At 71.9% G+C, this 12922-nt stretch carries 11 protein-coding genes and 1 pseudogene; 5 read left to right on the top strand and 7 right to left on the bottom strand.

The genetic code is table 11. The annotated features are described in order from the left end of the window. The coding region (locus HUN59_RS20145) for a M4 family metallopeptidase (RefSeq protein ID WP_441307016.1) at positions 1 to 344 on the bottom strand (344 nt) is incomplete at its 3' end. On the opposite strand from HUN59_RS20145, the gene HUN59_RS13005 reads away from it, so the two are divergent. Both HUN59_RS13005 and HUN59_RS13010 read left to right on the top strand, forming a co-directional pair. After that, the gene (locus tag HUN59_RS13005) at positions 288 to 1292 is read left to right on the top strand and encodes a M4 family metallopeptidase (RefSeq protein WP_441307017.1); all 1005 of its coding nucleotides are present in this window, start codon (positions 288 to 290) and stop codon (positions 1290 to 1292) included. The genes HUN59_RS20145 and HUN59_RS13005 overlap by 57 nt on opposite strands. A 17-nt stretch (positions 1293 to 1309) precedes the next feature. Next, complete coding sequence (locus HUN59_RS13010; RefSeq protein ID WP_058742605.1) at positions 1310 to 1582, top strand: protealysin inhibitor emfourin; 273 nt, start codon at positions 1310 to 1312, stop codon at positions 1580 to 1582. A gap of 57 nt (positions 1583 to 1639) precedes the next feature. On the opposite strand, the gene HUN59_RS13015 is transcribed toward HUN59_RS13010, so the two are convergent. The 3 genes from HUN59_RS13015 to HUN59_RS13025 all read right to left on the bottom strand — a co-directional run bounded on the left by HUN59_RS13015 (position 1640) and on the right by HUN59_RS13025 (position 5238). Further along, positions 1640 to 3886, bottom strand: a complete 2247-nt coding sequence (locus HUN59_RS13015; RefSeq protein WP_174778576.1) for a HelD family protein — start codon at positions 3884 to 3886, stop codon at positions 1640 to 1642. Positions 3887 to 4030: 144 nt separating this feature from the next. Next, positions 4031 to 4867 carry an aldo/keto reductase gene (locus HUN59_RS13020; protein WP_174778577.1) on the bottom strand — a complete coding sequence of 279 codons (837 nt, stop codon included), beginning with the start codon at positions 4865 to 4867 and terminating at the stop codon, positions 4031 to 4033. Next, positions 4867 to 5238, bottom strand: coding sequence for an FKBP-type peptidyl-prolyl cis-trans isomerase (locus HUN59_RS13025; RefSeq protein ID WP_174778578.1), 372 nt, complete (start codon positions 5236 to 5238; stop codon positions 4867 to 4869). The genes HUN59_RS13020 and HUN59_RS13025 overlap by 1 nt, the downstream gene beginning before the upstream one ends. A gap of 68 nt (positions 5239 to 5306) precedes the next feature. On the opposite strand from HUN59_RS13025, the gene HUN59_RS13030 reads away from it, so the two are divergent. Beyond that, positions 5307 to 6623: an MFS transporter gene (locus HUN59_RS13030; RefSeq protein ID WP_174778579.1), complete on the top strand. Its 1317-nt coding sequence runs from the start codon at positions 5307 to 5309 to the stop codon at positions 6621 to 6623. A 98-nt stretch (positions 6624 to 6721) separates the two neighbouring features. Beyond that, complete coding sequence (locus HUN59_RS13035) at positions 6722 to 7807, top strand: YihY/virulence factor BrkB family protein (RefSeq protein WP_174778580.1); 1086 nt, start codon at positions 6722 to 6724, stop codon at positions 7805 to 7807. 35 nt (positions 7808 to 7842) lie between these two features. Here HUN59_RS13035 and HUN59_RS13040 read toward each other — a convergent pair whose 3' ends face one another. The 3 genes and pseudogenes from HUN59_RS13040 to HUN59_RS13050 all read right to left on the bottom strand — a co-directional run bounded on the left by HUN59_RS13040 (position 7843) and on the right by HUN59_RS13050 (position 11094). Continuing rightward, entirely contained in the window at positions 7843 to 9327 is a 1485-nt protein-coding gene (locus HUN59_RS13040; protein WP_174778581.1) for an aspartate ammonia-lyase, read from the bottom strand. A 220-nt stretch (positions 9328 to 9547) separates the two neighbouring features. After that, entirely contained in the window at positions 9548 to 9844 is a 297-nt protein-coding gene (locus HUN59_RS13045) for a hypothetical protein (RefSeq protein WP_174778584.1), read from the bottom strand. Further along, positions 9844 to 11094, bottom strand: a pseudogene (locus tag HUN59_RS13050) (anion permease). The gene HUN59_RS13045 and the pseudogene HUN59_RS13050 overlap by 1 nt, the downstream one beginning before the upstream one ends. A 116-nt stretch (positions 11095 to 11210) precedes the next feature. On the opposite strand from HUN59_RS13050, the gene HUN59_RS13055 reads away from it, so the two are divergent. Beyond that, entirely contained in the window at positions 11211 to 12899 is a 1689-nt protein-coding gene (locus HUN59_RS13055) for a cation:proton antiporter (protein WP_174778585.1), read from the top strand. Positions 12900 to 12922 lie beyond the last annotated feature (23 nt).

Genomic DNA, 12922 nt, shown 5'->3' on the forward strand with positions numbered 1-12922 from the left:
ACCGCGTCCGTGAAGAGCCCCTCGCCGATGAGCCAGCTCGCCTGGTCGACGGTCTGCCCGGCGGTGTACTGCGCGACGAGCAAGCCGAAGACGTCCGACACCGACTCGTTGAGCGCGCCGGACTGCCCCTCGTACGTCAGGTCGGCGGTGTACTGCGTGACGCCGTGCGCGAGCTCGTGGCCGATCACGTCGAGGGCGATCGTGAAGCGGTTGAACACCTCGCCGTCACCGTCGCCGAAGACCATCCGTTGCCCGTCCCAGTACGCGTTGTCGTAGTCCTGCCCGTAGTGCACCGTGGCGTCGAGGGGGAGTCCCGCGCCGTCGACCGAGGCCCGCCCGAACACGTCGAGCCAGAAGGCGTGCGTCGCGCCGAGGCCCGCGTACGCCTCGTCCGTGGCGGCGTCGCCGGTGTCCGGCTCGCCCTCGCGGCGGACCACCCGTCCGGGCAGGGTCGTGCCACCGGCCGCGTCGGCGATCGTCCGCTGCGGCGAGCGGTCGACGGTGCCGGCGACGCCGCCACGGACGAGGCGTACGCGGGCCTCGGCGCGACGCACGCCTTCTGGCTCGACGTGTTCGGGCGGGCCTCGGTCGACGGCGCGGGACTCCCCCTCGACGCCACGGTGCACTACGGGCAGGACTACGACAACGCGTACTGGGACGGGCAACGGATGGTCTTCGGCGACGGTGACGGCGAGGTGTTCAACCGCTTCACGATCGCCCTCGACGTGATCGGCCACGAGCTCGCGCACGGCGTCACGCAGTACACCGCCGACCTGACGTACGAGGGGCAGTCCGGCGCGCTCAACGAGTCGGTGTCGGACGTCTTCGGCTTGCTCGTCGCGCAGTACACCGCCGGGCAGACCGTCGACCAGGCGAGCTGGCTCATCGGCGAGGGGCTCTTCACGGACGCGGTGCACGGGGTCGCCCTCCGCTCGATGCGGGCGCCGGGGACCGCGTACGACGACCCGGTGCTCGGCAAGGACCCGCAGCCGGCGACGATGGCCGGGTACGTGCAGACCACCGAGGACTCCGGCGGCGTGCACGTCAACTCGGGCATCCCGAACCACGCCTTCTACCTCGCCGCCACGGCCATCGGGGGTCGCGCGTGGGAGGGTGCGGGCGCGGTCTGGTGGGACGCGCTGACCTCGCCGTCGACCACCGCGGGGATCGACTTCGCGGGCTTCGCGGGCGTCACGCTCGACGCAGCGTCGGCCCGCTTCGGTGCCGGGTCGACCGAGTGGACCGCGGTCCGCGACGCCTGGCGGACGGTGGGCGTCCACACCGCGTCGTGACGGCGTACAACCGGGGCATGCAGATCGTCGTCCGTCGCAGTGGTGGCCTCGCCGGCCTGACCCGGGGCTGGCGGGTCGACACCGAGTCGTGCGCCGACCCGGACGCGTGGCACGAACTCGTCGGCGCGCTCCCCCGCGAGTCACCGGGCGCACGTCGCCGCACGGTGCCGGACGACTTCACGTGGACCGTCACGGTCGCGCGGACGACCGTCGAGATCCCGGGCAGCCAGCTCGACGGACCATGGGCCGCGCTCGTCTCACGGGTACGCGACGAGGGCGACCCGGTCTGACCGCGGCCCGACCGCCGGTCCGGCGCCCCGGACCGGCCCGGCCAGGCCGGGGGGACCTCAGTCGGTGACGTCGACGACCACGAGCCGCCGGGTCGGTCGGGTCATCGCGACGTAGACGGCCGCGGCCGCACGTGCCGCGTCGGCCCCGACCCGCTCGGGGTCGACGAGCAGCACGCCGTCGAACTCCAGGCCCTTCGCGTCGGCACCCGTGAGCACCGTGACCGATCCCGGACGCGGCGAGCCGAGCCCCCGGACGTCGGCCTGCGTCGCCGCGAGCCGTTCCCGGACCGCGGCCACCGACGCCTCGGGCACGATCACGCCGACGGTGCCGGAGCCGATCCGGTCGCGCTCGGACAGCACGAGTTCTGCGACCGTGTCGAGCAGCACCGCCCGGGACACCGACACGCGGTCCACCGGGTCGCCGTCGCGCACCGCCTCGGTCCGGGTGACGGCGAGCCCGGCGGCGTCGGCGAACGCGCCGGCGGCCTGGACGATCGACCGCGGCGTGCGGTAGTTCACGGTGAGCTCGGCGATGCGGTGCTCGATCGGCACGAGCGGTGCACGACCCCGGCGACGACGGGCGAGCGCGCCGACGACGTCGTCCCACGAGCGGGCCGCGGCCGGCGACGACCCCTGCGCCATGTCGCCGACGATCGTGAACGACCGGAGCGGGTTGCGGCGGGCGAGCACGCGCCACTGCATCGGCGAGAGCTCCTGCGCCTCGTCGACCACGATGTGCCCGTAGGTCCACTCGCGGTCCTCGGCGGCGCGCTCGGCCGTGGTGCGGGGGTCCCCGCCCTCGGCGAAGGAGCCGGCGACCTGCTCCGCGGTGACGATGCCCTCGACGCCCATGTTCTCGATCGCCTGCCGCGCGTTCTCGACGTCGCGGGCGTGGCTCGCCTTCGCGCGGCGCTTCGCAGCCCCGCCCGTCGGGTCGAACGGGCCGAGGAGCTCTGCCGCCTCATCGAGGAGCGGGACGTCCTCGACCGTGAAGCCCGAGCCGCGCGGGCGTTCGAGCAGCGCGCGCTTCGCCGGGGTCCAGTCCGGCGTGAGCGACGCGAGCCAGTTCGGCCGGGCGTAGAGGTCCTCGAGGAACTTCTCCGGCGGCAGCGGCAGCCACGCGGTGTTGAGCAGCACGCGGGCGTCGTACGAGCTGCGGATGTCCTCGCGCAGGACCTTCTCGTCCGCTTCGTCGACCGTGGTGCCCCGCTCCCGGAGCTGGTCGGCGAGCAGTCGGGTCATCGCGTCGAGGGCGATCTTGTTGAACGTCACCCGGGCGACGTTGTGCGGCTTCCCCCGGTCCTGCGCGCGCTTCATGGCGTCGGCCACGAGCTGCGGCGGGACGGTGAGCCGCTCGCCCTCGACGTCGAGCGTCACCGACGCGGTCGGCACGACCTGGCGCGAGCGGACCGCCCGGCGGAGCAGGGCGGCCATCTGCGCCGAGCCCTTCACCGCGGCGACGTCGCCGTGGTCGTGCGTGGTCGCGTGCAGGCCCGGGTACAGCGACCCGAGCGACGCCATCACGACGCCCGTCTCGCCGAGGGACGGGAGCACCTGCTCGATGTACGTCAGGAACGCCGACGACGGCCCGACCATGAGCACCCCGGAACCGCGCAGGCGCTCGCGGTGCGAGTAGAGCAGGTACGCGGCGCGGTGCAGCGCCACGGCGGTCTTGCCCGTGCCGGGGCCGCCCTGCACGATGAGGACGCCCTCGAGCGGGGAGCGGATGATCCGGTCCTGCTCGCCCTGGATCGTCGCGACGATGTCGGTCATCCGGCCGGTGCGCTCCGCCGTGACCGCCGCGAGAAGCGCGCCCTCGCCCTGCAGGTGCGTGCGCTCGTCGTCGTAGAGCGTCGCGTCGAAGACCTCGTCCTCGACGCCGACGACCGTGCGGCCGTCGAGGGTCAGGTGTCGGCGGGCGCGCATGCCCATCGGGTGCGCCGCGGTCGCCTGGTAGAAGGCGCTCGCCCCGGGGACGCGCCAGTCGAGCAGGAGCGGGCGGTGCTCGTCGTCCCGCAGGCCGACACGGCCGATGTAGCGGAAGGTGTCCTCGTCGTCGTCCGGCTCGGAGACCTCGAGCCGACCGAACACCAGGCGGTCGCCGACCCGGTCGAGCGTCGCGATGGTGTCCTCGTACAGTCGCGCGTACGCGTCACGCTCGCTGCGGCTCTGGTGGTTGCCACCGACCGCCTGTCGGCGGGTCTCGGCGAGCCGCTGCTCGGCCTCCGCCGTCAGCTCGTCGAGCCGCGCGAACAGCCCGTCCACGTAGCCGCGCTCGCGGTCGATCTCGCTCGGTTCGGACACACGCCACCCTTCGGGAAACAGGGGTGTCCAGTGTAGTCCCGCCGGACCGACACTCCGTGCCGCGCAGCAGCGGTCCGGACCGGTGACGGACGGGAGGCACGTGGCGGACCCGCCACGTGCCTCCCGTCCGTCAGCGCGTCAGCGCTACATCTCCTCGTGCGTGTCCGGGTCGCCGTCCCACAGGCGCCCGCGCTCGAGGCCGGAGATCGCGGCGACCTCGTCGTCGGTCAGCGCGAAGCCGAAGACGTCGAGGTTCTCGCGCTGCCGGTCGGCGTCGCCCGACTTCGGCACCGGTACCGCGCCGAGCTGGACGTGCCAGCGGAGCACGACCTGACCAGGGGTGACCCCGTGCGCCGCGGCCGCGTCGGTGACCGGGCGCTCGGTGAGCAGCTCGGACCGCTTCGCGAGCGGGCTCCAGCTCTCCGTGACGATCCCGTGGTCGGCGTGCACCTTCCGGAGCGCCGCCTGCGGGAAGTACGGGTGCAGCTCGACCTGGTTGACGGCCGGGGCCACACCCGTGGCGTCGATGATGCGCGTCAGGTGCTCCGGCGTGAAGTTCGAGACACCGATCGAGCGGACCTTGCCGCTGTCCCGCAGGTCGACGAACGCCTTCCACGTCTCGACGAACTTGTCGACGGACGGGTTCGGCCAGTGGATCAGGTACAGGTCCACCCGCTCGAGGCCCAGGTTCGCGAGCGTCTCGTCCACCGAGCGGTGCGCCTCGTCGTACCCGTGGTGCCGTCCGGGGAGCTTCGAGGTGACCACGATGTCCTCGCGGTCGACCTCGGCGTCCCGGACGGCGCGACCGACGGCGTCCTCGTTGCCGTAGTTCAGCGCGGTGTCGAGCAGCCGGTAGCCGCCCGCGATCGCCGCGCCCACCGCGGCGGCGCCCTCGTCGCCGTTCAGTCCGTACGTGCCGAGACCGAGCTCCGGGAGACGGTGGCCGTCGTTCAGCTCGATCGTCGGGGCGCCGACCTGCATCAGCGGACCCCGAGCAGGTCGATCACGAAGATCAGGGTCTTGCCGGACAGGAAGTGGCCGCCACCGGCAGGGCCGTAGGCGAGCTCCGGCGGGACGACGAGCTTGCGGCGACCGCCGACCTTCATGCCGGGGATGCCCTCCTGCCAGCCGCGCACGAGCGCCGCGAGCGGGAAGTCGATGGGCTCGCCGCGGTTCCAGGAGCTGTCGAACTCCTCGCCGGTCTCGTACCCGACGCCGGCGTAGTGCACCTTGACGGTCGAGCCCGCGGTGGCCTCGTCGCCGGAGCCCTCGACGATGTCGGTGATCACGAGCTCGGTGGGGGCCGGGCCCTCGGGGGCGTCGAACTCGGGCTTGCTGTTCAGGTCAGTCATGCCGGCCAGTCAACCAGTTCGCGCGGGCATCGCCGTCCAGCCCGCCGAGGCCGCAGAATGGTTCCACCGTGACACGATCCGACACCGCTCCGCGCCGCCGCCTGCTCGCCGACCTCACCCCGCTCCGCCGCTCCCCCGCGTTCGCGCGGCTGTGGGCCGGCACGGCGATCGCCGGCATCGGCACGCAGATGACCACCGTCGCGGTCGGGCTCGAGGTCTACGAGATCACCCACTCCACCTTCGCGGTGGCCCTCGTCGGCGTCATCGCCCTCGTCCCGATGATCGTCGCGGGACTCTACGGCGGCATGCTCGCGGACGCGTTCGACCGGCGGCTCGTCGCCCTGGTGTCCGCGATCGTCGCGTGGGCCGCGGTCGCCCTCATCGCGACGCACGCCTGGCTCGGACTGCACAGCGTCGCACTCCTCTACGTCCTCGCGACCGTGAACGCCGTCGCGGCCACGGTCAGCAACGCGTCCCGGTCCGCGATCGTCCCGCGGCTCGTCGGTACCGACCTGCTCCCCGCGGCGAGCGCCCTCGGCGGCATCGCGTCCGGCTTCCAGGTCACCGTCGGGCCCGCGATCGCCGGCGTGCTGATCGCGAGCGTCGGGTTCGCCCCCACGTACACGATCGACGTCGTCCTGTTCACGTTCGCGTTCCTCGGGGTCTTCACGCTTCCCCGGATGGCGGCGGAGCACGGTGCCTTGAAGCCCGGGCTCGGCTCGCTGATCGAGGGTGCGCGGTTCCTCCGACGCTCCCGCAACATCACCATGACGTTCGTGCTCGACATCGTCGCGATGACGTTCGGGCAGCCTCGCGTGCTCTTCCCCGCGATCGGCGCGCTCGTCATCGGCGGCGGGTCGATCACGGTCGGCACGCTCACCGCCGCGTACGCCGTCGGCGCGTTGCTGTCGAGCGTGTTCTCCGGCCCGCTCGGGCACGTACGCCGCCAGGGCGAGGCCGTCGGTTGGGCGATCACGGCCTACGGCGGCGCGATCGCCGCGTTCGGCGTGGTGATCGCGCTGGCGCACGAGCTCGGCGGCCGGTCGGGCGAGGCGTTCGGCGTCGAGATCCTGCCGGCGCTCGGGCTGGCCGCGCTGTTCCTGGCGCTGGCGGGCGGGGCGGACAACGTCAGCTCGGTCTTCCGCAACACGATCCTGCAGGCGGCGTCGCCGGACGGGATGCGCGGCCGTCTGCAGGGCATCTTCATCGTGGTCGTCACCGGTGGTCCGCGGCTCGGTGACCTGTACGCCGGACTGGTCGTCGCGGCAGGGATCGCGTACCCGCCGGTCGTCGGCGGCGTGCTCATCATCGGCTTGGTCGCGCTGCTGCTCCGGCTCGTGCCGTCCTTCCGCCGCTACGACGCGCTGGACCCGCACGCGAACTGAGGGCGCCGCCCGCGGTGCGACCAGGGGACGGACGGGAGGCGCGTGGCGGGGTCGCCACGATCCTCCAGGCCGGTACGGGGTCGGGTACCGTACATCGCATGCCCGACAGCGCCTCGCGCGACCTGCAGCGGACCGGGGTCCGCGCGGTCGTCCGGCGCACCTACCACTCCGTGATCCGGCACCGCGTCGTGGACGCCGCCGCCTCGCTGACGTTCTTCGCCCTGCTGACGGTGTTCCCGACCGCCCTCGCGGTGGTGTCCGCACTGTCCGTCGTGGACCGGCAGGGTGACAGCCTGACCGACGTCGTGCAGGTGCTCGGGTTCATCGTTCGTCCGGAAACCGCGCAGCACCTCGAGGGACCGCTCCGGCAGCTGTTGACGCTCGACAACCCGTGGCTCGGCTTCTCGATCGGGGTCGTGCTGACGCTGTGGTCGCTGTCCGGGTACGCGACCGCGTTCGGCCGGGCGATGAACACCGCGTACGAGGTCGAGGAGGGGCGGCGGATCTGGAAGTTCCGGTCGATGATGCTCCTCGTCACGCTGCTCGTGATGGTCGGCGGGGCGATCGCGATCGTCATCCTGCTCGGCACCCCCACGATCTCCGCGGCGATCATCCGGCAGCTCGGGTGGGCGCCCTGGATCGACGACGTGTGGAACGTGGCGAAGTGGCCGGTCCTCGCGGTCGACCTCGTCGTGATGGTCGCGGTGCTGTACTACGCGACGCCGAACGTGAAGACGCCGCAGCTGCGCTGGGTGTCCGCCGGCGCCGGGTTCGCGATCGTGACGTGGGCGCTCGCGACCCTGGGCTTCTCGGTCTACGTCGAGACCATCGGCGGGGGTGGGAACCGGGCGTACGGGTGGCTCGGTGGCGCGATCCTGCTGCTCGTCTACCTGTACATCTCGAACTTCGTGCTCGTCGTCGGCGGGGAGCTCGACTCCGAGGTGATCCGGATGCGTCAGCTGCTCGCCGGCATCGAGGCGGACGAGTCGATCCGGCTGCCGCTCCGGGACGTCACGCGGAACTTCACGCTCGCCCGGTGGCGGGACCAGGACATCCGGGCCGCCCAGGACGTCCGGACCGCGGCGCTCGAGCGGGCGGCCGAGGACGACGAGCCCGACCCGGTCGCCGAGCACCTGCGGGCGATGTCCCGGCAGGTCCGGGCCGGCGAGCGTCCCCTGCCGTAGTCCGGGGCCCGGAGACGGGCCAGGCCAGGCCAGGCTCAGCGCTCGCGGTGCACCCGGGCGGCCTCGGCGTCCAACATCTCCTCGGTGATGACCGGGATGGCGCCGGTGGCCAGCTCGATGCCCGACAGGCGCGCCGGGCTCAGGACGCGCTGGACCTGGTCCTCGTCCATCAGCCCCGCCGCGGTGACGAGCGTCGCGATCGGCGTCGAGGTGGTCAGCGCCGTGTGCGCGATCGACGCCGCCGCCGCGTACCCGATGTACGGCGTCAGCGCGGTGACGACGCCGACGTTCGTGTCGACCTGCGCCGCGAGCTTCGCCTCGTTCGCCTGGATCCCGATGACGCAGTTGATCCGGAGCGTCGCGCACCCGCTCGCCATCCACTGCAGCGACTGCAGGATCGAGTGCGCGATGATCGGTTCGAAGGCGTTGAGCTGCAGCTGCCCGCCCTCTGCCGCCATCGTCACGGTGGTGTCCGCCCCGGCGACGGCGAACGCGATCTGGTTCACGACCTCGGGGATGACCGGGTTGACCTTGCCGGGCATGATCGACGACCCCGCCTGGCGTGCCGGGAGCGTGATCTCGCCCAGGCCGGCCTGCGGACCCGAGGCGAGCAGCCGCAGGTCGTTGCAGATCTTCGAGAGCTTGGCGGCGCTGCGCTTCACGGTGCCGGACAGCGTCATGAACGCCCCGGCGTCGCTCGTCGCCTCGATGAGGTCCGGGGCCGTCACGATGTCCAGCCCGCTCGCGACCTGGAGCTGCCGGCGCACCTCGTCCCGGTACTGCGGGTCCGCGGTGATGCCCGTGCCGATCGCCGTCGCCCCCAGGTTCGTCTCCGCGAGCAGCGGCATCACGGTGCGCAGCAGGAGCACGTCCTCCTGGATGGTGTGCGCGAAGCCGGTGAACTCCTGCCCGAGGGTCATCGGCACGGCGTCCTGCAGCTGCGTGCGCCCGATCTTCAGGACGTCGGCGAACGCGTGACCGCGCTCGGCGAACGCGTCGGACAGCAGGGTGAGCTGCTCGACGAGTCGCTGCACGCCGAGGATCATCGCGAGCTTGATGCTCGTCGGGTAGGTGTCGTTCGTCGACTGGCTGCGGTTGACGTGGTCGATCGGGTGCAGGTACCCGTAGTCGCCCTTCTCGCGGCCGAGGAGCTCGAGGGCCCGGTTCGCGAGCACCTCGTTCGTGTTCATGTTCGTCGAGGTCCCGGCACCGCCCTGGACGATGTCGACGACGAACTGGTCACGCAGGGCACCGTCGCGGACCTCCTGTGCGGCCCGGTCGATCGCGTCCGCACGCTCCGCGTCGAGCACGCCGATCGCCTTGTTCGCCCGGGCGGCCGCCTGCTTGACGGTCGCGAGCGCCTCGACCAGGTCCGGGTACACCGCGATCGGCACCGAGGTGATCGGGAAGTTCTCCTTCGCCCGCAGGGTGTTGATGCCCCAGTAGGCGTCGGCGGGGACCTCGCGGGACCCCAGGGAGTCGGTCTCGGTGCGGGTTCGTGGTGCTTCGTTGCCGGTCACCCGTCCGAGGCTAGCCCGTCCGGCCGGTCGGGTCCGGCAGGCTGGTGTGCGCGAGTCACATCGATGGAGCAGTTCACGTCGAGTCCGATCCGCAGACCCGACGAGACCTGCTCCACGGATCTCCCGCGGGCCCAGAACGCGACCAGGGGACGGACAGGAGGCCCGTGGCGGTGTCGCCACGGGCCTCCCGTCCCTGTTGTGGTCGCGACCGCGACCCGCGTCAGTGGAACTGCGGGACGATCAGGTAGATCCCGTAGAGCACGGCGATGCCGGAGACCGCGAAGCAGGCGACGGCGAGCGCGCGGAACGCGCGGACGCCGGGCTGCACCACGCCCGGTTGGGGGAAGCCGGCGGTGGCGGGGCCGACCGTGCCGTCGTCCTTGACGGTGTACTTGCCCGCGCGGGTGTCGGCGGCGCTCCAGAGGCGCAGGCCGATCGAGTAGACGAGGACCACGAAGCACGCGGAGACGACCGCGACGATCGCGACGGTCAGGAATGCCCACCAGTCGATGCCCATCAGCGACGTCCTCCGTTCCGTCCGGCCATGCGGCGCAGGGTGCGCTCGCGGCTCAGCTCGGCGCGGCGCTCGGCGACCCGGGCAGCGCGCTTCTTGCGCTGCATGTCGCGGAGCTCCTTGCGCGTGAGCACCGCGTTCGCAGCCACGTCCACCTCGATCGCCTGCTCGTGGGGCTTCCGCAGCGACCACAGGTACAGGCCGAGGATCACGGCTGCACCGACGACCGCGTCGATGACGAGGCCGGTGACGCCGAGGAGCGCGATGCCCGAGGCGACCGCGCCGACCGCCGCGGCGGCGGGGAGCGTGATGAACCACGCGATGACGATCTTGCCCGCGGTCGACCACTGGATCTTCGAGCCACGGCGACCGAGGCCGGCGCCGATGATCGAGCCGGACGACACCTGCGTGGTGGAGAGCGCGAAGCCGAGGTGGCTCGACGCCAGGATCGTGGCGGCGGTGGACGCCTCGGCCGCGAAGCCCTGCGTCGCGCGGATCTCGGTGATGCCGGAGCCGAGCGTGCGGATGATCCGCCAGCCGCCGGTGTACGTGCCGAGGGCGATCGCGAGCGCACAGGCGACGATGACCCAGAACTGCACGCCGGAGTCGGCCGACTGCGCACCGGAGGCGATCAGCGTCAGCGTGATGACGCCCATCGTCTTCTGCGCGTCGTTCGTGCCGTGCGCGAGCGACACCATCGAGCTCGTGAAGACCTACCCGATCCGGAAGCCGCCGCGCTCGTTCGGGAAGACCGGACGGCGCGTGACGCGGTAGGCGATGCGGGTCGCGAGGAGCGAGACGAGCGCCGCGATCACCGGGGACAGGAACGCCGGGATGATGACGACGGTCAGGAGGGCGGCGTAGTTCACCGCCCCGAAGCCGGCGCCGACGATCGCCGCGCCGATGAGCCCGCCGAACAGTGCGTGCGAGGACGACGACGGCAGACCGCGCAGCCACGTGATCATGTTCCAGACCACCGCGCCGATGAGCCCGGCGAAGATCATCTCGGGCGTGATCGCGACCCCGCCCGGGCCCTCGTTGATCAGCCCGTGCGAGATCGACGTCGCGACGGCGGTGCTGAGGAACGCGCCGATCAGGTTGAGCACCGCGGCGACCGTGACCGCCACCTTGGGCTTCATGGCGCCCGTGGCGATCGGCGTCGCCATCGCGTTGGCGGTGTCGTGAAAACCGTTTGTGAAGTCGAAGAACAGGGCCAACGCGATGACCAGGACGACTATGAGTGTGATGTCCACCGCGGGAAAGTGTCCCAGGCCGGACCGCTGAGCACAAACCCTGCCGTTCACCCGGTGTTCACCACGCCTGCGGGGTCGTTCAGGTTCGGTACGACCCGGATGGGAGGATGGCGGTCATGGACACCGCGGAACTCCTCATCCTGCTGATCGGTTCCCTCGCGGTGACCGGGTTCGCGCGGGCGAAGGGCCTCCCCGCGCCGCTGCTCGTGACGGCGGTCGCCCTCGCGGCCTCGTTCGTCCCCGGCCTGCCCGAGATCACGATCGACTCCGAGGTGATCCTGACGGTGGTCCTGCCGCCGCTGCTGTACTCGGCGGCACTCGACGTGTCGTGGCAGAGCTTCCGGCAGTCGATCAAGCAGATCCGCCGCCTCGGGATCTTCCTCGTCATCATCACGGCCCTCGCGGTCGCGGTCGCCGCCTACCTGCTCATCCCGGACATGGACTGGCCCGCGGCGATCCTGCTCGGTGCCGTCGTCGCCCCGCCGGACGCGGTGTCCGCGGCGTCCATCGGCCGGAAGCTCGGACTCCCCCGCCGGGTGATGACGGTGCTGTCCGGCGAGAGCCTGATCAACGACGCGGCGTCGCTGACGCTCGTGCGGGTCTTCACGCTCATCGCCGCGGGCACCTCGCTGACGATCTGGCAGGACCTCGGGATCTTCGGGCTCGCGATCGGCGTCGGCTTCGCGGTCGGGATCGTGCTCGGCGTCGCGGTGCACTGGATCCGGATGCGCATCAACGACCCCGTGGTCGAGACGATCATGAGCATCCTGCTGCCCTTCGTCGCGTACGTCCTCGCCGAGCACCTGTCCGGGTCCGGGGTCATCGCGGTCGTCACGGCGGGCCTGTACATCGGCTACAACTCGCCGAAGGAGGGCTACGCCACCCGGCTGCAGGAACGTCCGCTGTGGACGAGCATCGACGTCATCCTCGAGGGGTTCGTCTTCGCGCTCATCGGCCTGCAGCTGAAGACCGTGGTGCAGGACCTCCTCGAGAGCGACCGGAGCCTGACGCAGACGCTCACCGCGGCCGCCGTCGTGCTCCTCGTCGTGATCCTGGTCCGCCCGCTGTTCGTGTTCGAGTCCTACGTGCGGAACCGCTTCAACGGACGGTGGCTCCGGCCGCTGCGCATCCGTCTGTCCCGCGGACACCCGTCGCTGCGGTGGTTGCGGGGCTCCGCGGAACCGAAGCTCAACTGGCGGGAGCTGCTCGTCATCTCGTGGACCGGTATGCGCGGTGTGGTGACACTCGCGGCCGCGGTCGCCGTCGTGGCCGACCCCGTGCAGATCAAGGCGCAGGACACGATCTTCATCATCGCGTTCGTCGTGACCGTCGGCACGCTCCTGCTGCAGGGCCTGACGCTGCCGTTCGTGATCCGGGCGCTCCGCGTGCAGGACCCCGGCGAGGGCGAGGAGGACGTCCGCAGCGAGATGCGCCTGAACCAGCGGACGACCGAGGCTGCCATCGCGCTGCTCGAGCGCCGTCGGCCGGCGTGGTCGGAGCAGTACGGGGCCGCGGCCGTCGACTCGGTGGTGAACCGCCTCAAGGCCCGGCTCGAGCGCCAGGCCGAGACCTTCCGCCGCGACGCCGAGGAAGAGGAGGACGAGGAACGCAACGCCCCGATGCGCCTCCGGGGCGCGCAGATCCAGGACATCCGGCGCGAGCTGCTCGACCGACGGCGGGAGATCGTGCTCGAGGAGCGCGAGAAGGGGAACCTCGACGAGGAGGTCATGCGCCGCGTGCTCGTGACGCTCGACGCCGAGGAACTCGCGATGGACTCGGCCCAGGCGTCCCGCAGCCGCTCCTGACGTTCCCCGCTCTCGGTGCACGG

The organism is Curtobacterium sp. Csp2, assembly GCF_013347165.1.